Raw genomic sequence first — 26,332 nt, forward strand, 5'->3', positions numbered from 1 at the left:
TTTGCTTTACATCACAAAAATAGTTGGTACTATGGTTGGATATTTTTTAATTTTTCTAAAAATATGCTTTCTTAGTACTTGTCTAATTTGAGCTTCTAAAACTTTTGGATTATCTAAAATTTCATCTTTTACATTTGGGAAAAATTGACTTAAAACATCACTCATTTCTTTTGAAAATGCTCCATCTTGTTTATCAGCTACCAAGCCATAACTAAATACTCTTGGTTTATTAATTAGTGTTTTACTTGCTTTATCAAGCTGGGCGATGATGACAACTATACCGCTATCTGCTAGTTTTTGTCTATCAATTACCACATCATCTGCAATTTGTTTGTTGATTTGATTATCTACAAAGACTTTTCCTGTTTTAACTGTTTTTACGCGTTTGATGTATTTTTGGCAAAGCTCTACTTGATCCCCATCACTCATTAAGTAGATGTTTCTTTCAGGTATGCCACATTTTAGAGCGGTTTCTTTGTGTTTATTGATATGATTATACTCTCCATGCACTGGTAAGAAAAATTTAGGTTTTACTAAAGTTAGCATGAGTTTTTGTTCTTCTATACTAGCATGTCCGCTTACATGAATTTCACTAAATTCTTGATAAGCTACTTTAGCTCCTGCTTTTAAAAGAAAATCAAGCACAGCAGAAACATTTGCTTCATTACCTGGTATTGCTTTAGCTGAAATGATAACTTGATCGCTAGGTTTGATTTTGATAAATTTATGCTCATCAGTTGCCATTCTATATAAAGCACTCATGGTCTCGCCTTGACTTCCTGTAGTGACAATTAGCACTTCGTTGTCTTTGTATTTGCTTACTTCATCAGCGTCAATGAAAATTTTCCTATCAAGTTTGATATAGCCAAGTTCCATAGTAGTATAGAGATTTCTTTCCATAGAACGCCCTATAACACACACTTTTCTGCCGTATTTTAAACCATAACTAATAGCTTGATATACGCGGTGGATATTAGAGCTAAAGGTGCTCATGATTACCCTGCCTTTAGTTTTGGCAAAAATTTGATCAAAAGTAGGTCCTACGGAGCTTTCACTTTTTGTATAACCTTCTTTATATGAGTTTGTGCTATCACTTAAAAGACAAAGCACACCTTCTTCGCCATATTGAGCTAAACGACTTAAATCCGTTGGATAACCATCAATTGGTGTTTGATCTATTTTAAAATCGCCAGTGTGTATGATGGTTCCTGCTTTAGTTTTAATGGCTAAAGCACAAGCATCGATGATAGAGTGGGTTATGTGAATCCATTCTAAATTAAATTCACCTATTTCATAAATTTGTCTTTTTGTTATAGGTCTAAACCATTTACGCTCAGCCTTTAAACCATGCTCTTCAAATTTATTTGAAATCATACCTAGCGCCAAAGGTGTTGCGTAGATAGGAAATTGAAATTCTTTGAAAAAATACGGCACAGCACCGATGTGATCTTCATGAGCATGAGTGATGATGATAGCACGAATTTTGTTTTTAATCTTTCTTACATAGTCAAAATCAGGTATGATAATATCTACTCCATGCATGGTTCCATCTGGAAAACTCATACCTATATCAACGATAATTGCATCGTTGTTAGTTTCAAAAACAGTGATATTTCCACCGATTTCTCCAAGCCCACCCAAAGGCGTAATACGAATTTTATGTTCGCTTGAGTTGTTGTGTTTTAAAGGGTGAAGTCTTAGCTCGTGCATGATTTTATTAGCTTCTATGCTTTTGGCAAGTTCTATTTGCCATTCTTCATTACCACTTAATTTAGATGGTAAATTTCTATTTTTTTTCTTTTTCTTTTTTTCTTCGCTAACTTCAGTCTGAGTATTTTCTATTTTTGTTCCGTTTTTAATTTCACTATTTTGTTCTTGATTTTGTGAATCTTTTTTTCTTTTGTTTTTGAATTTATTAAATCTTTTAGCTTTATTTTGTTCTTGAGTTTTGTTTTCTTCGCTCATAGTCATCCTTTAAATAGTCATAAATTTTAAGGTATGAATCAACGCTAATTTCATGAGCTCTTGAGGTAGAAGAGATGTCTAGTGCTTCAAATGCTTTTAGAATTTTTTCTTTTTTATTTTTAAAATTGGATAAGAGTTGTTTTCTAGGATTTTGAAAACAAGCTCTAAGAAATTCTTTAAAAGCTTCTATATTTTCACATTTTTGCTGATAATGAGTAGTTTTTATTAACTTCATTACAGCTGAAGTAACTTTTGGTGGAGGATTAAAGCTTTGTGGTTGTATATCAAAAAGCATTTGTCTTTGGCATATCAATGCACAAAGCACCCCTAAAGCCGAAAAATTACTTTCTTTTTCATTTGCACAAAATTTCTGTGCCACTTCTTTTTGCACCATTACTATAAGCCCAAGGCAATTTTGATCTTCTAGGGCTTTTAAAATCAAATTTGTAGCAATATAATATGGTAAATTTGCTACCAAAAAGTACTCTTTATCGCTTAAACTTCCTTGATCAAAAGCATCGCTTGCATTTTGATGGATAAGCTCAAAATTTCCACCTTCAATCTCATTTTGAAATTTTTTATTTAAAATAGGAATCAAATCTTTATCAATCTCATAAGCTCTAATATGAGCTTGTGGGATTTTCAAAAGTTCTTGCGTTAAATCACCTAAGCCAGGCCCAATCTCAACTATATTTTTAGTATCTTTGGGTATGGCTTGGATGATTTTATCTACCACGCTTTTATCACATAAAAAATTTTGTCCAAAATGTTTTTTTGCTTTTATCATAAATTTATTTTATCTAAAAAATATTAATTATAGCATTATTTTAAGCGCTAATTAGATAAAATTTGAATTATTTTTTATAAAGGTTAATTTTTGAAAAATCTTATAGTATGTGCAGGAGGAAATGAGGATTTTAAATTTGCACAAAGTATAGGCATAGGTTTAGTTAATTCTGCTTTTTCTCTAGGTAAAATTTTAAGTCAAGCAAAAGTAGATAGAGTGATTTTTATAGGTACATGTGGAATTTACCAAGAAGGAAAAATTTTAGACATTTATGAAAGTTCTAATGCTGCAAATTTAGAATACGCAGATTTATTTGATAGTTTCTATACACCTATATCTAATGAGATTAGATTAAATGTTTCACATGAAACTATGATTAATTCTTCAAATTATATTTGTAAAGATGAAAATATCGCCCAAGAATTTTTTAAAAAAGGCGTACATATAGAAAATATGGAAGCATATGCAGTGCTTTCTTGTGCAAAAATGCAAGGTATAGAAGGAATTTGTTATTTATGTGCGACAAATTTTTGTAATGAATTTGCACATGAGGATTTTTTAAAAAACCATCAAAAAGCAAAAGAATTATTAAAAGAATTTTTGTTAGATAAAAAACTTATATAGGAAAAAAATTGAGTGAATTAAAAAATATATTAGATTTTACTAAAGAAGAATTAGAAAATTTAGTTCAGCCAAAATTTAGAGCAAAGCAAATTTTTGAATGGATATATAAAAAATATGCAGATGATTTTTTACAAATGTCATCTTTGCCAAAAGACTTTAGAGCGCATTTGCAAGAAAATTTTCATTTTTCACCTTTAAAATGTGTGAAAGATGAAAAAAGCAAAGATGGGAGTATTAAATATCTTTTTGAACTTCTAGATGGTAAAAAGATAGAAGCTGTTTTGCTACCAATGAAAGAAGAACTTTTAGATGAAGATGGCAAAATCATCAAACATGCAAGATATACTATTTGTGTTTCCTCTCAAGTGGGTTGTAAAAGTGGTTGTAGTTTTTGTCTTACTGCTAAAGGTGGTTTAAAAAGAAATTTAAGCGCAGGGGAAATAGTAGGACAAATTTTATGGATTAAAAAACATAACAATATACCTTATGAAAGAAGGGTTAATATAGTCTATATGGGTATGGGAGAACCTTTGGATAATCTTAAAAATGTTTCTAAGGCAGTTAAAATTTTAGCAGATAATGATGCTTTGGCAATAAGCCCTAGAAGACAAACTATAAGTACAAGTGGTTTAGCAAAGCAAATTAAAGAGCTTGGAGAAATGAATTTAGGTGTACTTTTGGCTATTTCACTCCATGCGGTTAATGATGAACTTAGAAGTGAATTAATGCCTATTAATAAAGCTTATAATATAGCAAGCATTATGGAAGCAGTGAGAAATTTTCCTATAGATCAGCGTAAAAGAGTAATGTTTGAGTACCTTTTAATCGATGGTATAAATGATAAAATAGAACATGCCAAAGAACTAGTCAAACTTTTAAATGGTATAAAAGCTAAAGTAAATTTAATACTTTTTAATCCACACGAAGGAAGTTTATATAAAAGACCAAGTGTTGAAAATGCGGTTAAATTTCAAGATTATTTAAGTGCCAAAGGTGTTACTTGTACGATAAGAGAAAGTAAAGGACTTGATATTTCAGCTGCATGCGGACAGCTTAAAGAAAGGCAGAGTAAACAATGACTTTTTTAGATATAGCACAGCTTATTTTTATAAGCATAGTGGTGATCATAGGGCTTGGTGGGATTATTTATGTATTAAAAAATGAAGGGAAAAATAATGATAGATAAAAAACAATTGTTAGAAAATCAATTATTTCAAAATAGATATATAAAGCCAAATATTTCTTGGTATTTCTCTCATTTAAATGGTAAAAGAGGATTTGCTAGAATTTTTAAAGTTCCTTATGCTACTTTGATGAAAAAATTTTATTTAAAAAATACTTCGAAAAGAGGGTTTTAGAAGGTAAGGTGGATATTCCTTATTTAGAATTAGTTTTAACTACAAGATGTACTTTGCGTTGTGAATCATGTAATAATTTAATGCAGTATTTTTCACCATCAAATCAATATACTTGTACTTTAGAGGGTATTATAGAATCATTAGATCTACTTTTATCTAAGGTAGATTCTATTGCAAGAGTTAGAATTATAGGTGGAGAGCCTTTGTTATTTAAATATTTACCACAATTGATTGATTATTTAGATACTCAAAAGAAAATACTAACTTTTTCTTTAGTTACCAATGCAACCATTGATTTTAAAGATGAATTGATGAAAAAGTTAAAAAATCTAATAAGATTAGAAAAATTACGATTTCAGACTACAAAAGATCGCCAAATTTAAAAATTCCACTAAAACAAGAAAACATTTTAAGAAAATTAAAAGAAAATAAAATTCCATTTTCTATGGACTTTAGTGGCGAAAATTCTACTTGGAGTGATCCTGAAAAAATTTATAAACGCGGTAGAAGTAAAGAAGATATAATCAAAAATTATCGTAATTGTCAAATGCCATGCGTAAGTTTGATGACATCTGAGGGCTTAGAAAATAAACAATTAGCACCTAAAGGAGCTATTTTTGTTTGCCCTATATCAAGTTCTTTATCACGTTTAAAAGGACTTGAAGAATTTAATGGCGATTTTTTAAATTTAGAGGATTCTAAAGAAAGATTTTTTGAATTTTATTCTCAAGATTTTTATAAATCTTGTGATTATTGTAGAGATTATGGTAAGCCAGCTAAGCAAATTGCAGTTGCAATCCAAACTGATAAGGTTTTAAAATTAGAAAAAGATTAAGATAAATTTTTCAAAAACTCATCTTTTATATCTTTTTGAGATTGTATCAAAAATTTTTGATTTTTATATGTAAATTCTAAGCTAAAAGAATGCAAAAGCAATCTTTTAGCACCTGTGATGAGAACTCTTTCGATATCGCTCATTTTTCCATCTAATATTTGCTCTATTTGTGTTTTTTCTAAACCATATAAAGGTTCACCTAAAATTTTATGTTTCACATGAAACAAATGTAGTCTTATTTGGTGTTGTCTACCTGTTAGAGGCTTAGCTAAAACTAAACTGGCATCTAAATTTTTAAAATATTCTAAAGCATAAAATTGCGTTAAAGCTTCTTTGCCATTTTCACAAATATGCATCCTAGTTTTTATTGCATCATAGTCTTTAGCTAAATCCAAGCTTTTATCTACTATAAATTCTTTTTCAGTTTTTCCTTTTACTAGTGCAAGATAGCTTTTTTGAACTAATCTTTTTTCAAACATAGTTTTTAACTCAATTTGTGCATTTTTATGTTTTGCTATGAGTAAAAGTCCGCTTGTTTCTTTATCTAATCTATGAGCTACGCAAGCTTTTTCACCCCATAAATGCCAAATTTCATCACAAAGACTATAAGCACAATTGCGTCCATTAGGATGAGTTAGCACCCCGCTTGGTTTTTCTACTACAGCAAAATCTTCATTTTCATAAACTATTTCTAATCCTTTGGGATTATTTTCATATACGATTAATTCCACTAAGCCATCTAAAAATTTGTTTTTTTCTTCTACTAAAATTCCATTACAAAATAGTCTTTTTTTATCAATGAGTTTTTGTGCTTCACGCATAGAAATTTTTAACTCATCCATAAGCAGTCTAAATGCCTTTTTTCCATTATTTGATAGTTTCTTTTTTATATATGCCATTTAATAACTTTCTTAGGTAATTTATAATAAAATTCAAGCTATTTTTTCATAAAAAATTATATAAAAAAAGGTCTTGAAAATGGTTGAAAGATATAGTAGAGAAATCATGGCTAAAAAATGGGACATGCAAGCAAAATATGATGCATGGTTAAAAGTAGAATTAGCTGCTGTGAAAGCGTGGAATAAACTTGGTCTTATTAAAGATGATGATTGTGAAAAAATTATAAAAAATGCAAAATTTGATATAGCAAGAATAGATGAGATAGAAAAAACTACCAAACACGATGTTATCGCTTTTTTAACTAGTGTAAGTGAAAGCTTGGGCGAGGAAAGTCGTTTTGTGCATTATGCAATGACAAGTTCAGATTGTATTGACACTGCAGTTGCTTTGCAGATTAAAGATAGTTTAGAACTAATCTTGCAAGATTTAGATCAAGTTTTAGCAGCGATTAAAACAAGAGCGTATGAGCATAAAAACACCTTAATGGTAGGAAGAAGTCATGGAATTCATGGGGAGCCTATAACTTTTGGTTTGGTTTTGGCTATTTGGTATGATTCGCTAGTTCATGCAAAAGATTTAATCATTCATACAAAAGAAGTGATTAGCTATGGAAAAATTAGCGGTGCTATGGGGAATTTTGCTCATGCTCCGCTTGAATTTGAAGAAGAAGTTTGTAAAAACTTAGATCTTAAGCCAGCACCAGTTTCAAACCAAGTTATACAAAGAGATCGTTATGCACAAGTTATCTCAGCTTTAGCTATTTTAGCTTCAAGTTGTGAGCAAATTGCTGTTGCTATCCGCCATTTTCAAAGAACAGAAGTATATGAAGCTGAAGAATATTTTTCTCAAGGACAAAAAGGAAGTTCAGCTATGCCTCATAAAAGAAATCCTGTTTTAAGTGAAAATATCACCGGTCTTTGCAGGATGATAAGAGCTTATGTAACACCTGCTTTGGAAAATGTAGCATTGTGGCATGAAAGAGATATATCACATTCTAGTGTAGAAAGATTTGTATTACCTGATGCTTTTATCACGACTGATTTTATGCTTTCAAGATTATGTGGTGTGATAGAAAAGCTTTTGGTATATCCAGAAAATATGATGAAAAATTTAAACTTAACCGGGGGACTTGTATTTTCTCAAAGAGTGTTGCTTGAGCTTCCATTTAAAGGTATAAGCAGAGAAGAAGCTTATAAAATCGTTCAAAGAAATGCTATGAAAGTTTGGGCTGATTTGCAAAATGGTAAGCCTGCTTTAAATGAAAAAGGCGAGAGTTTGTTTTTGCTAGCTTTATTAGCTGATGAGGATTTGAAAAAATCTTTAAGTGAAGCAGATATTAGAAATTGCTTTGACTATAACTACTATACAAAAAATGTAGATAAAATTTTTGCAAGAACTTTTAAATAATAAACTAGGGGTTGTGAGTGAAAGTATTAAAAAGAAATGGAAGAACTGAAGAGTTAGATGTTTCTAAAATTAAAAAATATACCACTGATGCGGTGGCAAATTTAGAAAATGTTAGCCAAAGTGAGCTTGAAGTAGATGCAAAAATTCAATTTCGTGATGGTATAACAACAGAAGAAATCCAACAAACTCTTATAAAAACAGCAGTAGATAAAATAGATATTGATAGACCTAATTGGACCTTTGTTGCTGCAAGATTATTTTTATATGATTTATATAAAAAAGTAAGTGGTTATAATGGATATAAACATTTAAGAGAATATCTTGAAAAAGGTGAAAAAGAAGGTAGGATTTTAATTGGCTTAAAAGAAAAATATGATTTAGATGATCTTAATGCTTATATCAAGCCAGAACGTGATTTGCAATTTACTTATCTTGGTATAAAAACTTTATATGATAGATATTTGATTAAAGATTCTAAAGGTATGCCTATAGAATTACCACAGCAAATGTTTATGGCTATTGCAATGTTTTTAGCACAAAATGAGCTAGACTCTCAAACTTGGGCTAAGAAATTTTATGATTTGATCTCAACTTTTGAAGTAATGCTTGCAACTCCAACCCTTTCAAATGCAAGAACTACAAGACACCAATTAAGCTCATGTTATATAGGAAGCACGCCTGATAATATAGAAGGAATTTTTGATTCTTATCAAGAAATGGCGCTTTTATCTAAATTTGGCGGTGGTATAGGCTGGGATTGGTCTAAGGTGCGCGCTATGGGTGGAAGCATAGATGGGCATAAAAATGCAGCAGGTGGGATCATACCATTTTTAAAAATCACTAATGATATAGCAGTTGCTGTTGATCAACTTGGTACTAGAAAAGGTGCAATTGCGGTTTATATTGAACCTTGGCATATGGATATTAATGACTTTTTAGATTTGCGTAAAAATTCAGGTGAAGAAAGAAGAAGAGCACATGAACTTTTCCCTGCTTTGTGGATTAATGATTTGTTCATGAAAAGAGTAAGAGCAAATGATAAATGGACGCTTTTTGATCCTGCTGATACAGCAAGTTTATGCGATTTATACGGTGAAGAATTTGAGAAAAAATACGAAGAATTTGAAAAAGATGAAAGCATAGCTAAAGAAATTATAGATGCAAAAGAGCTTTGGAAAAAAATACTTTTATCTTATTTTGAAACAGGTATGCCATTTTTATGTTTTAAAGATAGTGCAAATAAAACAAATCCAAATTCCCACGCAGGAATTATAAGAAGTTCAAATTTATGTACAGAAATTTTTCAAAATACAGATCCAAATTATTATCAAATCAAAATCGTATTTGATGATAAAACAGAGCTTCATTTAGATGAGGATGAAGAACTTACAATAGATGGAGGGTATAAAAAGCTTGCTAAAAAAGTTTCTACTTTAGATAGTATTAATGGTAAAAAAGTCTATATAGTAGAAAAATACAAAAACGAAGGAAAAACCGCAGTTTGTAATCTAGCAAGTATAAATTTAAGTAAAATCAATACTAAAGAAGACATTCAAAGAGTAGTGCCAACAGCGATAAGAATGCTTGATAATGTGATTGATTTAAATTTTTATCCTCATGTAAAGGTTAAAAATACCAACCTAAAATCACGCGCTATAGGACTTGGTGTAATGGGTGAAGCGCAAATGGTGGCTGAAGCTCAAATTTATTGGGGTTCTAATGAGCATTTTGAAAAAATTGATCGTATTATGGAGATGATTAGCTATGAGGCGATTTTAGCTAGCTCAAATTTAGCTTTAGAAAAAGGAAGTTATCCTGACTTTGAAGGATCAAACTGGAGTAAAGGTATAGTGCCAATTGATGTAGCAAACGAAAATGCTAAAAAACTTACCGCAAGTGAAGGTTTGTTTGATCAAAGCGAGTGTGATTGGGAAAAATTAAGAGAAAAACTAAAAAGAGATGGTATAAGAAATGGCTATTTAATGGCTATAGCACCAACTTCTTCTATTTCTATTTTAGTGGGTACTACTCAAACAATTGAGCCTGTATATAAAAGAAAATGGTTTGAGCAAAACTTAAGCGGTATGATACCAACTGTGGTGCCAAATCTAAGTGCTAATACTTGGCAGTATTACACTCCTGCTTATGAGCTTGATCAAAAAATCTTAGTAAAAGCAGCAGCGATTCGTGGTAAATGGATTGATCAAGGTCAATCATTAAATATCTTTGTTTCTTTAGATAAAGCAAGCGGTGGATATTTAAATGAAATTTATCAACTTGCTTGGGAATTAGGTGTTAAATCAACTTATTATCTAAGAAGCGAAAGTCCTGATAGTCAAAAAGTAAATGATGATGTAGTTGATAGAACTATAGAATGTGAAGGTTGTCAATAAAAATGGAGAAGCAAAATGCATACAAAAAACTCACTACCGGAGCTTACGCTTAGGGGTATAATACTAGGAAGTATTTTAACGATTATTTTTACCGCCTCAAATGTATATTTGGGGCTCAAAGTTGGTCTTACTTTTTCTACTTCTATTCCTGCTGTTGTGATCGCGATGGCTGTTTTAAAAATCTTTAAAGACTCTAATATTTTAGAAAATAATATGGTTCAAACTCAAGTTTCAGCTGCAGGTACGCTTTCGGCTGTGATTTTTGTTATACCAGGTCTTTTTATGTGTGGATATTGGTTTGAATTTCCACTTTGGCTTACTTTTATGCTCTGTCTTTGTGGGGGTGGATTAGGCGTGCTTTTTACCATACCTTTGCGTAGAGCTATGGTGGTAGAGAGTAAATTAGCTTATCCTGAAGGAAGAGCTGCTGCTGAAATTTTAAAAGTAGCTAATAAAGATCAAGCTGATAAAAAAGGAAAAGTGGGCTTAAAAGAAATCACACTTGGCGTGGCTTTTGCTTCTGTGATAAGTCTTTTTTCAAGCGGTTTTAAACTACTTTCAAGTGGAAGCAGTTTTGCATTCATTTGGCAAAAAATGACTTTTGGCTTTTCTATGGGTTATTCAGTGGCACTTTTGGGTGCTGGATACTTAGTAGGTATAGCCGGAGGTGTTGCATTACTTGCGGGTATGGTGCTTGCTTGGATGGTTTTTGTGCCATATTTTTCTGCTAAAGAAAGTTTTGACGCGAGTTTAAGCGCGCTTGATATAGCTAATCAAATTTGGGCTCAAAAGGTGCGTTTAATAGGTACAGGAGCTATTGCTATAGCAGCATTATGGACTTTAATAGAGCTTGCAAAGCCTGTTTATGATGGCATGAAAAATATGCTTAAGAAAACCTCATTAAACCCCTCACAAGATCCTAAAGATATGGATTTATCTTTAAAAGCTATGCTAGGTTTATTTGTGCTTATGTGTATAGGTTTGTTTATTTCATTTTATGCTTTTGTGGCTGATTCAAATTTAGCAAGTGGTTATCAAATTCTTTTTGCTTTGGTAGGAACTTTAGTAGCTATTTTCATAGGCTTTTTTGTAGCTTCTGCTTGTGGATATATGGCAGGTTTGGTGGGTTCATCATCTTCTCCTATTTCGGGTATAGGACTTATTGGGATTATGATTTCTTCTTTGATTGTTTTGCTTTTGGGTTATCAAGTAGATTTATTTAGCGATCCTTTGATGTCTAAATTTGCTATTGCTTTTGCTATATTTACTACTAGTGTTATTTTGGCAACTGCTGCTATTTCTAATGATAATTTACAAGATTTAAAAACTGGCTATTTAGTAGGTGCAACTCCTTGGAAACAGCAAGTTTCTTTGATTATAGGTTGCGTATTTGGAGCTTTAGCTATAGCCCCTGTTTTAAATTTATTATACCAAGCTTATGGTTTTGTGGGTGCAATGCCAAGAGAGGGAATGAATGAGGCAAATGCACTTGCTGCACCACAAGCAAATTTAATGAGTACTATAGCACAAGGCATTTTTAATGCTAACATTGATTGGAGTTATATTATAGCGGGAGCTTTTGTGGGTATTGGTATAATCATCATCGATCGTTTATTAAGAAAGAAAAATATGTCTTTGCCACCTTTAGCTGTGGGTATAGGTATATATTTACCACCTGCTGTTAATATGCCTTTATTTGTAGGTGGCTTATTGGCATATTTAATCAAAAAGCGTTTAGAGCAAAGATATGCTAAAAATGCTCATAAAAAAGAAATCATTCAAGAGCATGAGCAAAAAGGAACCTTATTTGCCTCTGGTTTGATAGTAGGTGAGAGTTTGTTTGGAGTGTTAATAGCTGGTTTAACTGTGCTTTCTATTAGTAGAGGTGGGGCTGAAGATCCACTTGCTATTGCAACTTCATTTAAAGACGATGGGATTATAGGTTTTGTAGTTTTTGTAGCGATTATGCTAATTTTTGCAAGAAGAGTACTTAAAAAATGAATTTAGATTATTATTATGCTTTGATTTTAGGAATTATCGAGGGTTTAACAGAATTTTTACCTGTTTCATCTACAGGGCATATGATCTTGGGTGCTGAAATTTTAGGTTTAAATATAGATGATTTTTGGAGAAGTTTTTTCATCATCATTCAGCTTGGTTCTATACTAGCGGTGATTTTTATTTTCAAAGATAAACTAACTCAAAAACTTGATATTTGGTTAAAACTTGCTGTGGGCTTTTTGCCCGCAGGTGGAGTAGGTTTTATAGCATATAAGTTTTTAAAAGAAATATTTAATGGCTATACTGTGGCTACTATGTTAATCATTGGTGGGATTATTTTTATCATTATAGAACTTAAACATAGAAAAAAAGACTACACAATCCACTCTTTAGATGAGGTAAGTTATAAGCAAGCTTTTTTGATAGGTTTAACCCAAGCTCTTGCTATCATACCAGGTACTTCAAGAAGTGGAGCAAGTATCATAGGTGGCTTATTGCTTGGGCTTGATCGCAAAGTGGCTTCTGAATTTTCATTTTTGCTTGCAATTCCTACTATGATTATCGCAACAGCTTATAGCATTTATAAAGAACCACAGGTTTTAAGCAATATGAATAATTTCATTCCTTTAGCCATAGGTTTTATAACAGCTTTTGTAGTGGCTTTTGTGGTAATAAAAATATTTTTAAAATTAATCAGCAAGATAAACTTCATACCTTTTGGAATTTATAGGATAATTTTAGGTTTTGTATTTTTATACCTTTTTATGAGTGGTGCTTTAGATATATCAAGAACGGGTGTTTGAAATATAAAAATATCCTTTATTTAAAAAAAGTTTAAGTTTTTCATAGCTAAAATTAGTCTTATATTTTAATTTAAGCTCACAAGGTTAGTGAGTGTTAAGGGTAGAAATGACAAAAGATATAATTGCATATGCAAATAATGAAACTTTGGTAGATACTCAAAGTTTTAACAATGATACAAATTTAACTCCGATTTATTTTGATAACTCTAAAGAAAGTTTAGAAGTTATCCGCCACTCTTGTGCGCATTTAATGGCTCAAGCGATTAAAAGTTTATATCCAGAGGCTAAATTTTTCGTAGGGCCTGTGATAGAAGATGGGTTTTATTATGATTTTAGAGTTGATAGTAAGATTTCAGAAGAAGACTTAAGCAAGATCGAAAAGAAAATGAAAGAACTAGCAGAAGCAAAGCTAGACATCACAAAATACGAACTCTCAAAGACTGAGGTTAAAGAAAAATTTGCTAATGATGATTTAAAACAAGAAGTTTTACTAAGAATTCCTGATGGGAAAGTAAGTATTTATAAGCAAGGCGAATTTGAAGATTTATGCCGTGGGCCTCATGTACCAAATACTAGGTATTTAAGATTTTTCAAACTTACTCGCGTAGCGGGAGCGTATTTGGGCGGTGATGAAAAAAGAGAAATGCTCACAAGAATTTATGGTACTGCCTTTGCAGATAAAGAAAGTTTAAATGAATACTTAAAAATCATTGAAGAAGCTAAAAAAAGAGATCACAGAAAACTTGGCAATGAAATGAAACTTTTTGCCTTTGATGATGAAATAGGCGGTGGGCTTCCTATATGGCTTAGCAATGGTGCAAAATTAAGAAGCAAATTAGAGCATTTATTATATAAAGCACATAGATTAAGAGGCTATGAGCCTGTGCGTGGACCTGAACTTTTAAAAGCTGATGCGTGGAAAATTAGTGGGCATTATGCAAACTATAAAGAAAATATGTATTTTACGCAAATTGATGAGCAAGAATATGGCATTAAGCCGATGAATTGTGTAGGACATATTAAAATTTATCAAAGTGATGTTAGAAGCTATCGTGATTTACCTTTGAAATTTTTTGAATATGGTGTGGTGCACCGCCATGAAAAAAGTGGAGTTTTACACGGGCTTTTTAGGGTAAGAGAATTTACCCAAGATGATGCGCATATTTTTTGTATGCCAAGTCAGATAAAAGAACAAGTTTTAGAAATTTTAAGCTTTGTTGATACTTTGATGAAGGCTTTTGAATTTGATTATGAAATGGAAATTTCAACACGCCCAACAAAAGCAATAGGCGATGATGAAATTTGGGATATAGCTACAAAGGCTTTAAAAGAAGCTTTAGATGAACAAGGTTTAAAATATGGCATTGATGAGGGCGGTGGAGCTTTCTATGGTCCAAAAATCGATATCAAAATCACTGATGCGTTAAAAAGAAAATGGCAGTGTGGAACTATACAAGTAGATTTTAACTTACCAAGCCGTTTTAAACTCGAATACACAGACGCAGATAATGAGAAAAAACAACCTGTAATGCTTCACCGTGCTATTTTAGGTTCTTTTGAAAGATTTATAGGAATTTTAGTAGAGCATTGTGCAGGGGAGTTACCATTTTTCATAGCGCCAACTCAAGTAGCTATAGTGCCTATTTCGCAAAATCATCATGAGTATGCAAAAGAAATAGCAAGAAAACTTTTAGAACTTGGCATTGATAGTGAAGTGTATAATAAAAATGAAAGCTTAAATAAAAAAATCCGCACCGCTGAAAAAGCACATGTGCCTATGATACTTGTTTTAGGTGATGAAGAAGTAGCAAACAAAAGTGTGGCTTTAAGAGATAGAAGAGCAAAAGAGCAAAAAACAATGACTTTAGATGAATTTATAACCCTAACAAAGGAGAAATTAAGTGAGGTACGCTTTTGAGTAAAGAAAAAGAAGTATTGCTAAATGAAGAAATTCAAGCAGATGAGATCAGATGTATAGGTGATGATGGCAAGGTTTATGGCATTATTAGTAGTGATGAGGCGCTAGATATAGCAAATAGACTAGGGCTTGATTTGGTGATGATAGCCCCCGAAGCCAAACCACCTGTATGTAAGATAATGGATTATGGAAAATTCCGTTATCAACAAGAAAAGAAACAAAAAGAAGCAAAGAAAAAACAAAAAGTTATTGATATAAAAGAAATCAAACTTTCTGTGAAAATCGCTCAAAATGACATTAATTATAAAGTCAAACATGCAAGTGAGTTTTTAGAGCAAGGCAAGCATGTTAAATTTAGAGTGTTTTTAAAAGGTCGTGAGATGGGCTCTCCTGAAGCAGGGGTAGCTTTGCTTGAAAAAATTTGGCAAATGGTTGAAGATATAGCAGATAGAGACAAAGAGCCTTTACTCGAAGGACGCTATGTAAATATGCTAGTAACTCCTAAAAAGAAAAAATAATCACAAGCCTTTTTAAGGCTTGTATTTTAAACTTATGTTAGAAGAAAATCCACAATTTTTAAAAGAACAAATCATAACTTATCTTGGTAATAAAAGATCTTTGCTCGAGTTTTTAAATCAAGGCTTTAAATTTGCGCAAAATGAGCTTAAAAAAGACAAATTTAGTTTTTGTGATGTATTTAGTGGCTCTGGGGTAGTTTCGCGTTTTGTAAGGCCTTATGCGAGTTTTATCATGGCAAATGATTTGGAAGATTATTCTAAAATCATCAATGAGTGTTATTTAAGCAATCAAAATGTACAATTTTTACAAGAATTACAAAAATATTATGATTTTTTAATTTCTGATTTAAAACTTAAAAAAGGCTTTATAAGCAAGCTTTATGCGCCAAATGATGATGAGTATATCCAAAAGAATGAAAGAGTTTTCTACACGCTTAAAAATGCGATGTATTTAGACTCTATGCGAGAAAAAATTTCAAGCCTGCCAAGTAATATACAAAAATACTTCATCGCGCCGCTTATCTATGAAGCAAGCGTGCATGCAAATACAAGTGGGGTTTTTAAAGGCTTTTATAAAGATAAAAATGGAGTGGGAAAATTTGGAGGAAATGGAGCAAATGCACTTAGTCGTATAAAGGGTGATATAGCTTTAAAAATGCCTATTTTTTCAAATTTTACTTGTGAATATGAGGTTTTTCAAAAAGATGCAAATGTTTTAGCTAAAGAGCTTGATAGCTTTGATGTGGCGTATTTAGACCCACCTTATAATCAACATCCTTATGGATCAAATTATTTTATGTTAAATTTAATTGCTAATTATAAAAAGCCAAAGGAAATTTCAAAGGTTTCTGGCATACCAAAAGACTGGAACCGCAGTGCTTTTAACAAAGAAAAAAAAGCCGAAGATGCTTTGTTTGATTTGATAAATGATTTAAAAGCCAAGATTGTATTGCTTTCTTATAATTGTGAGGGTTTTGTAAAAAAAGAAAATTTCACAAAAAGACTTCAAAGTCTTGGAGAATGTTTTGTGCTTGAGCAAAAGTATAATGCCTTTAGAGCTAGTAGAAACCTTTCTAAACGCTCTATGCATATACAAGAACAACTCTATGTGTTAAAAAAACGCTAATCTTGCATGTATGTATTTAACTGCTCAAAAAGTTTTTCTTTTAAAGCGATAGGTTTGTTTATTTTAATATATGGTATCCAATATCTTATTAAATTTAAAAGCTCATCATCATAGGTATAAAATGCCTTGATGTAAATAAAATTCTCATCCTCATCTATAAATTCGTATTTAGTAAGGGCATTTTTTCTTAAGAAATATTCTTTAGCTTTTTTATCAAGTTTTAAAATAGCTTCTTTGTTTTCTTTACTAATCCAGTTGCTTTGATCTTTTTGAATTTGTTTTAAAAACTCTTCTTTTGGGGTAAAAATTTCTTTCTTTTCCACTCTTAGTTGTGTGATTTTAGAAAAAGTAAAGGTTTTTAAAGTATCGTTTTCATCTGCTAAAAGATACCATATGTGGTCAATATTGATGAGTTTGTATGGATTAGCTTTTCTGTGTTTTTCTTTGTAGTAAAAACTAATGGGATATTTTGCTATGATAGCTGCACTTAGTTCTTCAAAAACTTCTCTATCAAGTGTTTCATAGCTTTGGGTTTTGACTAAAAAGGCTTTATTGATTTTTTCATTAAGCAAGTCGTTTAAAAACTCTTTATCTAAACTAGGATAAAGTCTACCTATACCGCTTAAAATAGCAAAATTTTGTATATCTTTAAAGCTTAATTTTCCTAAAACATAGCCTTCTAAAAAATACTTTCCATTTTCTTTTTTTATAGGGATAAAAGCAAGGCGTTTATGTAAGTCTCTTTGTATGGTGCGAATGCTGACATTAAATTCTTGCGCAAGCTCTTTTAAGCTAAAACGCTCGCCATTGTTTAAACACTGCAGTATAGAAACTAAACGCGTAGAAAGCTTGTCTTTTTCCATATACAACCTTTTTTTATTTTTGTTTATTTTAGCAAATCTTTGATGTTTTGTTTGATTGTTTTTGGATCGTTTTCATAGGTAGTTAAAAGCTCTTGAATAAGCTTTAAAAAATCATTAAAATCATCAGGATTTTCTTTTTTAAATTTAAGTACTCTATCTAGGATGATAAAAGCAGCTTCGGTTTTGTCGTTTTCTTTTTCATAAAGCTCTTTTAGCTCTAAAGCAAACTTGGTGTAAGTATAAGCTTGCTTTGGCTTTGAGATGATGTTAAAGATGTTTAATTTATAACTAAAAAGCAATGAAAAAAGTTGGGGTAGTTTGTTTAGCATGGTTTATTGTATATATTGCAATAAAATTGCTATTATTGCAATCCCCAAAGATGTAATAGAAACTATTTTTAATATATTATTATCTAATAGATTTTCGTGTTTTTTTATTACAGTTTTTATATTTTCCAATTCCTGCATAATATCTTTCGATAAATTTGCTATTTGGTTTTCATATTTTTGCATAAATTCATTTTGTTGCATTGATAAATTGTCGATTTTTTTTGAAGATAATAGTAAATCTTTATTAAGTGAGTTTATTTTATTTTCTTGTAACTCAATAGTTTCGGTGAAGTTTTTTTGTTGTTGTTTAATTAGATTTACTTCATCTTCATTTTTTTCTATTTTTATTTGAATTTCTTGAAAATGTTTTGTATGATCTTGCATTTGATTTATTACAATATCTGTAAGTTCATTATATATTTCTAAAATTTCATTTGTATCATAAGATAATTCTGTAATGCTAGTCCTATAATTTTCATTTGTTTTGGAAATTATTAATTGTAGATCGTTGATTGTGTCATTTATAAATTCTATGCTATAACATGTGAGTTTTATAACTTCTTGAATTAAATCATTTTGTGCTTCAATAGCCTCTATATTCATCATGTTTAATTCTATTAGAATATTTATTTTTTTAATCTCTTCACTATCAATAAAAATTCCAGCAAAAGGTATATTTTTTGCCATATTTTCCAAAAAAGTATTTTTAGTATTTTTAGCTAATTTTGCAACTTTTTTTGCCTCTATGATTTTTTTAGAAGCTTTGTGAATTTTATTATTAAGTATGTTAGCTACTTCTTGCGAATTTGCATTTTTATTAGGTGTATTTGTTTTTGTTAAACATTCATGTGAATTTATTATACTAATTTTATGTTTACTTTTACTATAACTAATCATGCAATTCCTTTAGATCAAGAATCTTTTTCTTCAGATTAGATATTTTAGTTTTTCTTTCCTCGTCCATCTTTTTATAAGTATTTAGCTCTTGAGTGAGATTGTTTTGTAGTATTAAATTCTTTTCTTTTATAGAATTTATTGCATGTGTTAAAAAAATATATGCATCATCTAGCATAAGCCATGTTTGAGCTATTTTACAATTTAAAATAACACCACTTTGAGTAACAAGCTGTAATCGTAAATTTCCTATTTTGGAGTTGTTTTTCCATTTATCCATATAAAAAACAACAATAGTGCTAACAATAGCTCCAAAAGCAGCACTTATACTTAATGAAATTGCATCACCTATAGTTTCACTCGTAAATGGTATAGGTAAAGATAATAAAACATTAAGCCCAGGTATAGTTATAAGCCATTTATTTATCGCCTCACTTCCTAGCATTGTGAGTGAGGCGATAATACCTGCTGTAAAAATTTTAGCGGCCTCAAAATATATATCTTCTTTAGGCATATCTTTTGGAGGATTTATAATAATTTTTATCGCATTATATAAAGAAGTAAAGCCAGCACGAATAACTTGAACTATTCTTTTTAAAGTTGTAAATATAGTATTTATAGCAAATACAACTAAATTAGATAAAAATGCTTGAATTCCTGCCTCTAAAGAACTTGCAAAAATATTTTTCCATTTCTTTTTGATATCATCCCAAATGTAATGGATTCTATCTTTAAATCTTTTGAATATATCACTAAAACTCTCGTTTCCAAATTCTTTAAATGTTTTTCTAATTTCTATCATTAAGCTTTTGAAAAAGTCTCTTAAAATCATTCCAAGTGCTGAATATACAATCATTTTTGTAGAGTCTTTAGCTCCGGTTATCAAAGCTTCTTTGTAAGGTTTTAGGCTTGTATAGTAAATTTTATCAATTTCACTATCAATATGTTTTTTTTGATGATTATATTCTTCTATAAATTTTTCACCATCAATTTTACATTGCATATCCAATAATCTTTCTATATTTTTTTGATCTTTTAAGGATAGTTTTCCATTTTTTATTTCTTTTTCGGTTAATATTTGTATCTGTCCTTCTAATTTCTCTAAAGTTTTTGTTGCGCTATTATCTCTTTTAAAATTATTTATCTTAGCATCTGTTTTTTTAGATTTTGAGGTGTATTAGCTAAAGATACACCATTAGCATTAGCTAAAATTCTTGCACGATCTTCATGAATTTCTTTGGCTGAAACAACATGATCTAGCTGAGTATTGTCTTTTGGCTTAATCATCTTTCCAGTTGCATAATCATATAATCTTCCCTCTTCTATTTCTTTTTTTAGTTTATTATTTATTTTATTGTATTCCCCATTATGATATTTTTTTGAACAGTATTTTTCACGTTTTTCATATTGTTGCTTATCGTTTTCGTTGGCATATATATCTTTCCTGGCATTATGTGTGGTGCTTACATTACCACCGTCTTGAGAATCTAGAACAATAGCAGCCAATCCAAAATGACTTGTTATAGCATCAAGTGCGTTTTGGGTGCATTGCTCAAAAAGTTTTTTACTTTGCTCTTTTGGTAGTTGTGTTTCTATGTTTTTTAGTTCTTGCAAGGCTTCTTCTAAGTTTTGATTTATATTGATTTTAAGTTGTTCTCTTTGTGATATCTCTTTCAAATCATTTTCTAAAAGTTCATAATCGTTTATAAGTTCTTTATTATCTATCATAGTGGTCTCTTTTATAATAGTTTTTGGTTGTTTTGTTTCATATTATAACTTTGTCGTAGATATGCTATTTGAATAACAGCTGGTATAGTTACTCTATAAGCAGGTCCTGCTATATCTATTGCAGTCCACATCCCTGTTATTGCCCATCCAATAGGACCAACAAAAATACTCATCGCTTTTGTTAAACTCACATTAACTACAGCTGACAATCCTCTGCCTAAAATTAATTTTGATATGGCATTTGCAACAATAACTATTAATTGATAGCTTTTGAAACCACCTTGTTTTATTAAAAATTGCATTGCTGCCATTGTAGATTGTTTTGTAAAAGTTGATAAATTTAAATTTAATTCTTGAGAAATTTCCTTGATTTGCTCTTTGCTCATTTGGTCTAAAGAATTTTCTAAAATTTTCATAAAAAGATTTATTTCTATTATCTCTGTATCGGAATTTTTATTATAATTAACTTTAAGTTTATCGGCTACATCGCATAAAATTTCTTTATAAAGTACACCTTTTCCCATTCTTAAGATATTTGCAAAGGTGTTTCCCCCAAAACACTGAAACTCATCTAAAATTAAATCTAAATACTGTTTGTGATCAGGATAGAATTTTTTATACAACTCATTTACCGTTATTAATTCCGTAAATCTTGTAGTATTATCTTTATCATGTGTAAGAATACTAACAAAATCATTTAATTCTTCGCTACTTAAGTTTCTCAAAAATTCCAAATCTTTGTCATATCTATATGCCATCTTTTTCCTTTCAATTTAAATTTTTATTATTATATCAATACCCCCCCCCGTATTGTCAAGGTTTTGTTTAGTATTGTTTACTTTTAATTATCCTTGTAAGCACTACTACACCTGATAAAATTAGCGCATAAGACACTACTACATTTATAATTCCGTATTTTTCTATTAAAAATAAACTTGGTAATATAACGCACCATAATATAAATATAAATAAAGCCCAAAAGGCTCCGCAGACAATAGCCCATATAGCAGTGGCTATCATGACTATAATGCCAATTACTATTGCCATTTGACTCCTTTATTGGATTTTATAAAAATAATAAAATCATATTAAACCCTTGTGACAGGTTGTGTCATATAAAAATTTAATTTTTCTAAAGCATAGTTGTAGTAAAATGATAGCTTTCTTTTATGAAAAAATTGATCCAAAGGATACACATGCCAAAAATGAAAAGCGTTAAAAGTGCTGTTAAACGCTTCAAAGTAGGTAAAAATAAAATCAAAAGAGGCGCTGCTTATAGAAGCCATATTTTGACTAAAAAACCTGCTAAAAGAATGCGTGATCTTCGCACTTCTAAGTATGTTCACTCAACCAATGTTAAAGCGGTTGAAAAAATGTTAGGAATTTAAGCGAGCTTAAATTTTAGTTTTTGACGAAAGTCATTCAAACTCCCCTTATATTAAAGGGCAAGATTCGTTTAACGAACGCCAATTTGTGAAAGGATAAATATGGCAAGAGTAAAAACAGGTGTTGTAAGACGCCGCAGACATAAAAAAGTTTTAAAACTTGCGCGTGGTTTTTATAGTGGTCGCCGCAAACACTTTAGAAAAGCTAAAGAACAATTAGAAAGAAGTTTGGTTTATGCGTATCGTGATAGACGCCGCAAAAAACGTGATTTCCGTCGTCTTTGGATAGTACGTATCAATGCAGCTTGCAGACTAAATGATATTAGTTATTCAAGATTTATAAATGGTCTTAAAAAAGCAGGCATTGAGCTTGATAGAAAAATCTTAGCTGATTTAGCGATGAACGACGCAGCTGCTTTTGCTAAAATAGCAGATGCTGCTAAAAAAGCACTTTAATCTTACTGCAAGGCTTTTTATAAGCCTTGTTTTTCTCTTTACTCTCTTTTTAAATCCTCTTTTTGCAAAAGATATTTTACTTTTTAAAGTTTATGATGAAAAAGCATTTAAAGATATAAATTTAAGCCATTATCTCATGAGCGAAAAACTCGATGGCGTAAGAGGACTTTGGAGTGGTAAGTCTATGCAAACAAGAGCAGGAAATGCTATAAAACTCCCTTCATTTTTCACAAAAAACTTTCCTAAATTTGAGTTAGATGGAGAACTTTGGGTAAAAAGAGCTTCTTTTGAAGAAATTTCATCTTTAATACGCCAAGAAAACCCTGATGAAAAACTTTTGGCAAAAAGTAAGTTATAATGTCTTTGATGTGCCAAATGCTTGCGAGGAATTTAAGCTTGATCCTTGTACTTTAGAAGCAAGATTAGAAGTTTTAAAAAAGTATTTAGCTAAAATTCCAAATGATTTTATAAAAATCATCCCACAAATTCGCATTAAAGATAAAAATCATTTAAAGCAGTTTTACCAAGATATCATTTCGCATAAAGGCGAGGGTATAATCATAAGATTAAACAACGCACCTTATGAAAAGAAAAGATCAAGCAATGCTTTTAAACTAAAACCTTTTGATGATACAGAATGTGTTGTAAAAAAGCATTTTGAAGGTAAGGGAAAATTTGAAGGTAAAATGGGATCTTTGCTTTGTGAAGCAGTGATTGAGAGTAAAAAAGTAAGTTTTAAAATAGGCTCAGGTTTTAAAGAAAGCGATCGCTTAAACCCTCCGCCAGTTGGTGCTATCATCACTTTTAAATACAACGGCTTAACCAAAAATGGCAAACCAAAATTTGCTAGTTTTTTAAGAGTGCATGAAAATAGCGTTTTAAAGTAAAAGTAAATTTCAATTTTTCTTTGCAAAAACTCTAAAACAAAGATAAAGCACAAAAATCACACAAGCACTTGCTATAATACAAGCTCCGCTTGCAAGATTATAATAAAAACTCACAAAAAGCCCTATCACGCAAAAACTTATGCTCAAAAGCGTAGAGATGATCATCATTTGACCAAGCTTTTTAGAAAAACTCTCAGCGATAAATGCAGGTATGCTAAGCAAAGCTATCACAAGTATAAGCCCTACTACTTTGATACTTATAACGATACAAAAAGCCATCATTGCGATTAAAAGATAGTGAAAAAGATTGGTATTAACCCCTCTTAAGCTTGCAAATTCTTTATCAAAGCTTAGAATTTCAAATTGACGATAAAAAAGCAATACTAAAATGATAAAAATTACATCAATCACTGCAAATAAAACTATATCTTGCGTAGGTACAGACAAAATACTACCAAATAAATATCCCATTAAATCACCATTATAACTAGGAGTTAAGTCTATGAGTATGATACCAACAGCCATTCCAAAAGCCCATATAACACCGACTATATTATCGCTCCTAAAAGGATATTTTTGCACTAAAAATGCTACAAGCAAGGCTAAAAAAAGAGTAAATAAACTCGTGCTAACTAATACTGGCAAACCAAAGTAAAATGCTATACCTATGCCCCCAAAAGCCCCATGCGTAATACCTCCTGCCATAGAACTTAAGCGGTTGATCATGATCAAAGTCCCCATAATCCCACAAGCAATGCTAGTTAAAAATGCAGCCAAAAAAGCATTTTGTATAAAAGAGCTAGATAAAAGTTCAAGCATGATTTTCTCCTTTGCAACAACACTGCTCCAAGCTAAGCTCCACATCACAAAAATGCGTGTGATTTTGGCTTAAATGCGCTAGTAAATGTGCCTTTTTTTCAGGAGTGTTTTCATGTAAGAATAATTCTTTATTTAAATATGCGATTTTATTTGCATAAGCTAAGCTTACATTTAAATCATGGCATATTACTATCACACCAACCCCGCTTTCGTGTAATTTTTTCAAAAGCTCAAAAATCTGCACAGAGCCTTTAGTATCTATACTTGCAGTGGGCTCATCAAGGATTAAAAGTTTGCATTCGCTTGCTAGGGCTCTTGCTATATAAACTCTTTGTCTTTGACCTCCGCTTAGTTCATTGATTTTTTTATCCCAAAAATTTCTCATACCTACTTTTTCTAAGGCTAGCAAGGCTTGCTCTTGATCTTTTTTGGTATAAAAACCAAAGAATTTTTTATCCACCCTTCCCATCATCACCACTTCTAGCACGCGCACTGGAAAGTTTGGATTAGCTAAAGTATTTTGTGGGACATAGCCTATATCTTTTAAACTTAAATTTTCAAAGTTTATATTTTTATGACTATTTAGTAAACCTAGTATGAGTTTTAAAAGTGTAGATTTACCCCCGCCATTTGGCCCTACTATGGCTAAAAAGTCTTTGCTTTCATAGTTTAGGTTGATATTTTTTAAAACCTCATCTTGATTATATGAAAAGTTTAAATTTTTAATATTGATTTTTATCATTGTAAAACGCTTGCTATATTTTTTGCATCTTTTAAAAGTTCATTTTCATAATCACTTGGCAAATGATCAAGTTCTATGATTTTAAGATTATAATTACTTGCCATAGCCTTAATAGTATTATTATTAGCTCCTTTGGGTACAAAAATAGCTTTTATTTGTTCTTTTTGTATGAGTTTTGCAAGCTTGGCTAAGTCTTTTGGTTTGGGTTCTTTTCCTTCTATTTCTACAGGAATTTGGCTTAGATGATATCTTTTTGCAAAATACCCCCAAGATGGATGATAGACTAGAAAATGCTTGTTTTTTGCATTTTTAAATAAAGCTTGTATTTGTAAATTTAATACATCCATTTCTTTTAAGAAATTTTCTAAATTTTGCTCATAAAATGCTTTGTTTTGTGGGTATTGTTCTATAAGTGCTAAGGTGATATTTTTAGCATGAGTTTTTGCTAAAAGTGGATCAAGCCATGTGTGAGGGTCATCTCCATGATGATGGTGTCCTTCGTGAGCATGCTCTTGCAAAGGTATAAAATCAATGCCATTTTGAGTAGAGATGATTTTGGTATTTTTGAGATTATCTTTAAGTTTTAAAATCCAAATTTTTTCAAATTCTAAATTTGCTGTGAAGTAAATATCGCTTTTTTCAAGTTTTAAAATACCACTTGGTTTAAATTCGAAAGTATGTTCATTTGCATTAGGTGGTATGACTATATTAATATCCAAAGTATCTTTGGCAATTTGCTTTACAAAGTAAGCTTGTGGAGCTATACTAACACTTACCAAATCTTTGGCATATATACTTAAAAATGAAATCAAACACAAAAACAATACACGCATAATTTTCCTTTCTAAAAACAAAAAAATATTATACTATATTAGAAAAAATAAGGAGTGAAGATGAATTTATGGAATAAAAAAGCAAAAAGCTATGCAAGGTATAATCCTAGTTTAAACGAAATTCAAAAAGCTACTTTCGCAAAACTTGGATCTTTACAAGATAAAAGCGTGGTAGATATAGGCTGTGGGAGTGGTGTTTGGACTTTGCATTTAGCACAAAAAGCAAAAAGTGTTTTAGGTATAGACAGCTCTAGTGCTATGCTTGAAATTTTACAAGAAGATGCAAAAACTCATGCCATATCAAATGTAAAAATTTTAAATTTAGACTTTGAAAACTTTTATAAAAACAATAACACAAAATTTGACTTAGCCTTTTTAAGTATGTCGCCTGCTTTGCAAAATGAAAAAGACTATAAAGCTTTTTTAAACTTAGCTTCTAAAAAGGTGTATTTAGGCTGGGCAAGTAGGCGTAAAAGTAGCTTTTTAGATCCTATATTTGAACATTTTAACACGCATTTTAAAGGTTTTTATGAAGAGGATTTGCAAGGTTTTTTAAATGCACAAAATATCCCTTATGAAAGTGAAGTTTTTAATGAAACTAGAGTGGTAAAAAGAGATAAAGAAAGTGCGATAGAAAATGCTTTGTGGCATTTGAGTATGAATGGTGTTAATGTAAATAAACAAGAACTAAAAAGCTTTGTAAAAGATGAGGTGGAAGAGCTTATAGAAGCTAAGATAAAACTTTTGATTATTGATTAAAT

Annotated in this window: 29 protein-coding genes and 1 pseudogene; 17 read left to right on the top strand and 13 right to left on the bottom strand. The window is 30.8% G+C overall.

Going from position 1 to position 26,332, the window contains the following annotated elements:
• Positions 1 to 6: 6 nt before the first annotated feature.
• Both CAMP18497_RS04000 and rsmA read right to left on the bottom strand, forming a co-directional pair.
• Entirely contained in the window at positions 7 to 1,965 is a 1,959-nt protein-coding gene (locus CAMP18497_RS04000; protein WP_337212588.1) for a ribonuclease J, read from the bottom strand.
• A complete protein-coding gene (gene rsmA, locus CAMP18497_RS04005; RefSeq protein WP_012660773.1) occupies positions 1,931 to 2,752 on the bottom strand; it encodes a 16S rRNA (adenine(1518)-N(6)/adenine(1519)-N(6))-dimethyltransferase RsmA in 822 nt (273 codons plus the stop codon). Before rsmA ends, CAMP18497_RS04000 begins: the two co-directional genes overlap by 35 nt.
• Before the next feature lie 90 nt (positions 2,753 to 2,842).
• Between rsmA and CAMP18497_RS04010 the strand changes: the two genes are divergently transcribed.
• From CAMP18497_RS04010 to CAMP18497_RS04035, 6 genes are all read left to right on the top strand, one after another.
• Complete coding sequence (locus tag CAMP18497_RS04010) at positions 2,843 to 3,376, top strand: purine-nucleoside phosphorylase (RefSeq protein ID WP_337212591.1); 534 nt, start codon at positions 2,843 to 2,845, stop codon at positions 3,374 to 3,376.
• A gap of 8 nt (positions 3,377 to 3,384) precedes the next feature.
• Positions 3,385 to 4,455, top strand: a complete 1,071-nt coding sequence (gene rlmN / locus CAMP18497_RS04015) for a 23S rRNA (adenine(2503)-C(2))-methyltransferase RlmN (RefSeq protein WP_337212593.1) — start codon at positions 3,385 to 3,387, stop codon at positions 4,453 to 4,455.
• Entirely contained in the window at positions 4,452 to 4,562 is a 111-nt protein-coding gene (locus tag CAMP18497_RS04020; RefSeq protein ID WP_087699086.1) for a hypothetical protein, read from the top strand. The genes rlmN and CAMP18497_RS04020 overlap by 4 nt, the downstream gene beginning before the upstream one ends.
• On the top strand, positions 4,552 to 4,734 hold the full coding sequence (locus tag CAMP18497_RS04025; protein ID WP_337212596.1) for a hypothetical protein: 183 nt from the start codon (positions 4,552 to 4,554) through the stop codon (positions 4,732 to 4,734). The genes CAMP18497_RS04020 and CAMP18497_RS04025 overlap by 11 nt, the downstream gene beginning before the upstream one ends.
• 8 nt (positions 4,735 to 4,742) lie before the next feature.
• On the top strand, positions 4,743 to 5,117 hold the full coding sequence (locus tag CAMP18497_RS04030) for a radical SAM protein (RefSeq protein ID WP_337212598.1): 375 nt from the start codon (positions 4,743 to 4,745) through the stop codon (positions 5,115 to 5,117).
• Between the two features lie 62 nt (positions 5,118 to 5,179).
• Positions 5,180 to 5,569, top strand: a complete 390-nt coding sequence (locus CAMP18497_RS04035; RefSeq protein ID WP_337212600.1) for a hypothetical protein — start codon at positions 5,180 to 5,182, stop codon at positions 5,567 to 5,569.
• On the opposite strand, the gene CAMP18497_RS04040 is transcribed toward CAMP18497_RS04035, so the two are convergent.
• Positions 5,566 to 6,468: an RluA family pseudouridine synthase gene (locus CAMP18497_RS04040; RefSeq protein ID WP_337212602.1), complete on the bottom strand. Its 903-nt coding sequence runs from the start codon at positions 6,466 to 6,468 to the stop codon at positions 5,566 to 5,568. The two genes, CAMP18497_RS04035 and CAMP18497_RS04040, sit on opposite strands and share 4 nt — an antisense overlap.
• A 79-nt stretch (positions 6,469 to 6,547) precedes the next feature.
• Here CAMP18497_RS04040 and purB point away from each other — a divergent pair, with 79 nt between their 5' ends.
• The 7 genes from purB to CAMP18497_RS04075 all read left to right on the top strand — a co-directional run bounded on the left by purB (position 6,548) and on the right by CAMP18497_RS04075 (position 16,635).
• Entirely contained in the window at positions 6,548 to 7,876 is a 1,329-nt protein-coding gene (purB, locus tag CAMP18497_RS04045; RefSeq protein WP_263693818.1) for an adenylosuccinate lyase, read from the top strand.
• Between the two features lie 17 nt (positions 7,877 to 7,893).
• Complete coding sequence (locus tag CAMP18497_RS04050) at positions 7,894 to 10,269, top strand: ribonucleoside-diphosphate reductase subunit alpha (protein ID WP_337212605.1); 2,376 nt, start codon at positions 7,894 to 7,896, stop codon at positions 10,267 to 10,269.
• Positions 10,270 to 10,284: 15 nt separating this feature from the next.
• Positions 10,285 to 12,270: an OPT family oligopeptide transporter gene (locus tag CAMP18497_RS04055; protein ID WP_337212607.1), complete on the top strand. Its 1,986-nt coding sequence runs from the start codon at positions 10,285 to 10,287 to the stop codon at positions 12,268 to 12,270.
• Positions 12,267 to 13,073, top strand: a complete 807-nt coding sequence (locus CAMP18497_RS04060) for an undecaprenyl-diphosphate phosphatase (RefSeq protein WP_047207836.1) — start codon at positions 12,267 to 12,269, stop codon at positions 13,071 to 13,073. The genes CAMP18497_RS04055 and CAMP18497_RS04060 overlap by 4 nt, the downstream gene beginning before the upstream one ends.
• Before the next feature lie 106 nt (positions 13,074 to 13,179).
• Positions 13,180 to 14,991: a threonine--tRNA ligase gene (gene thrS / locus CAMP18497_RS04065; protein WP_337212610.1), complete on the top strand. Its 1,812-nt coding sequence runs from the start codon at positions 13,180 to 13,182 to the stop codon at positions 14,989 to 14,991.
• Positions 14,988 to 15,509, top strand: coding sequence for a translation initiation factor IF-3 (gene infC, locus CAMP18497_RS04070; protein ID WP_039617082.1), 522 nt, complete (start codon positions 14,988 to 14,990; stop codon positions 15,507 to 15,509). Before thrS ends, infC begins: the two co-directional genes overlap by 4 nt.
• Positions 15,510 to 15,543: 34 nt before the next feature.
• Positions 15,544 to 16,635 (top strand): DNA adenine methylase, encoded by a 1,092-nt coding sequence (locus tag CAMP18497_RS04075; protein WP_337212612.1) that lies wholly within the window; start codon positions 15,544 to 15,546, stop codon positions 16,633 to 16,635.
• Here CAMP18497_RS04075 and CAMP18497_RS04080 read toward each other — a convergent pair.
• The 7 genes from CAMP18497_RS04080 to CAMP18497_RS04110 all read right to left on the bottom strand — a co-directional run bounded on the left by CAMP18497_RS04080 (position 16,632) and on the right by CAMP18497_RS04110 (position 21,496).
• Positions 16,632 to 17,498 (bottom strand): helix-turn-helix transcriptional regulator, encoded by an 867-nt coding sequence (locus CAMP18497_RS04080; RefSeq protein ID WP_263664516.1) that lies wholly within the window; start codon positions 17,496 to 17,498, stop codon positions 16,632 to 16,634. The genes CAMP18497_RS04075 and CAMP18497_RS04080 overlap by 4 nt on opposite strands.
• A 23-nt stretch (positions 17,499 to 17,521) precedes the next feature.
• Positions 17,522 to 17,827, bottom strand: coding sequence for a hypothetical protein (locus CAMP18497_RS04085; RefSeq protein WP_263659202.1), 306 nt, complete (start codon positions 17,825 to 17,827; stop codon positions 17,522 to 17,524).
• Positions 17,828 to 17,830: 3 nt separating this feature from the next.
• Positions 17,831 to 18,724, bottom strand: coding sequence for a hypothetical protein (locus CAMP18497_RS04090; protein ID WP_263659201.1), 894 nt, complete (start codon positions 18,722 to 18,724; stop codon positions 17,831 to 17,833).
• Complete coding sequence (locus CAMP18497_RS04095) at positions 18,717 to 19,724, bottom strand: hypothetical protein (protein ID WP_337212616.1); 1,008 nt, start codon at positions 19,722 to 19,724, stop codon at positions 18,717 to 18,719. The genes CAMP18497_RS04090 and CAMP18497_RS04095 overlap by 8 nt, the downstream gene beginning before the upstream one ends.
• A 137-nt stretch (positions 19,725 to 19,861) precedes the next feature.
• Positions 19,862 to 20,449 (bottom strand): hypothetical protein, encoded by a 588-nt coding sequence (locus CAMP18497_RS04100; RefSeq protein WP_337212618.1) that lies wholly within the window; start codon positions 20,447 to 20,449, stop codon positions 19,862 to 19,864.
• An 11-nt stretch (positions 20,450 to 20,460) separates the two neighbouring features.
• Positions 20,461 to 21,207: a DUF3944 domain-containing protein gene (locus tag CAMP18497_RS04105; RefSeq protein ID WP_263659199.1), complete on the bottom strand. Its 747-nt coding sequence runs from the start codon at positions 21,205 to 21,207 to the stop codon at positions 20,461 to 20,463.
• Positions 21,208 to 21,274: 67 nt separating this feature from the next.
• The gene (locus tag CAMP18497_RS04110) at positions 21,275 to 21,496 is read right to left on the bottom strand and encodes a hypothetical protein (protein WP_337212621.1); all 222 of its coding nucleotides are present in this window, start codon (positions 21,494 to 21,496) and stop codon (positions 21,275 to 21,277) included.
• Between the two features lie 149 nt (positions 21,497 to 21,645).
• On the opposite strand from CAMP18497_RS04110, the gene rpmI reads away from it, so the two are divergent.
• From rpmI to CAMP18497_RS04125, 3 genes and pseudogenes are all read left to right on the top strand, one after another.
• The gene (rpmI, locus tag CAMP18497_RS04115) at positions 21,646 to 21,837 is read left to right on the top strand and encodes a 50S ribosomal protein L35 (RefSeq protein ID WP_039617094.1); all 192 of its coding nucleotides are present in this window, start codon (positions 21,646 to 21,648) and stop codon (positions 21,835 to 21,837) included.
• Positions 21,838 to 21,936: 99 nt separating this feature from the next.
• Positions 21,937 to 22,290, top strand: a complete 354-nt coding sequence (gene rplT, locus CAMP18497_RS04120; RefSeq protein WP_039617097.1) for a 50S ribosomal protein L20 — start codon at positions 21,937 to 21,939, stop codon at positions 22,288 to 22,290.
• Positions 22,268 to 23,177: pseudogene (locus CAMP18497_RS04125) on the top strand (DNA ligase). The gene rplT and the pseudogene CAMP18497_RS04125 overlap by 23 nt, the downstream one beginning before the upstream one ends.
• A 9-nt stretch (positions 23,178 to 23,186) precedes the next feature.
• On the opposite strand, the gene CAMP18497_RS04130 reads toward CAMP18497_RS04125, so the two are convergent.
• From CAMP18497_RS04130 to CAMP18497_RS04140, 3 genes are read right to left on the bottom strand one after another with little or no spacing between them, the layout of a single operon-like run.
• Complete coding sequence (locus tag CAMP18497_RS04130) at positions 23,187 to 23,996, bottom strand: metal ABC transporter permease (RefSeq protein ID WP_337212623.1); 810 nt, start codon at positions 23,994 to 23,996, stop codon at positions 23,187 to 23,189.
• Positions 23,989 to 24,738, bottom strand: coding sequence for a metal ABC transporter ATP-binding protein (locus tag CAMP18497_RS04135; protein WP_263667442.1), 750 nt, complete (start codon positions 24,736 to 24,738; stop codon positions 23,989 to 23,991). Before CAMP18497_RS04135 ends, CAMP18497_RS04130 begins: the two co-directional genes overlap by 8 nt.
• Positions 24,735 to 25,571 carry a metal ABC transporter solute-binding protein, Zn/Mn family gene (locus CAMP18497_RS04140; RefSeq protein WP_337212627.1) on the bottom strand — a complete coding sequence of 279 codons (837 nt, stop codon included), beginning with the start codon at positions 25,569 to 25,571 and terminating at the stop codon, positions 24,735 to 24,737. The genes CAMP18497_RS04135 and CAMP18497_RS04140 overlap by 4 nt, the downstream gene beginning before the upstream one ends.
• A 60-nt stretch (positions 25,572 to 25,631) precedes the next feature.
• On the opposite strand from CAMP18497_RS04140, the gene CAMP18497_RS04145 reads away from it, so the two are divergent.
• A complete protein-coding gene (locus CAMP18497_RS04145; RefSeq protein WP_337212629.1) occupies positions 25,632 to 26,330 on the top strand; it encodes a class I SAM-dependent methyltransferase in 699 nt (232 codons plus the stop codon).
• Positions 26,331 to 26,332: the final 2 nt, after the last annotated feature.

It is taken from the genome of Campylobacter sp. W0066.1 (assembly GCF_024723635.1).
Lineage (GTDB): Bacteria > Campylobacterota > Campylobacteria > Campylobacterales > Campylobacteraceae > Campylobacter_D > Campylobacter_D lari_C.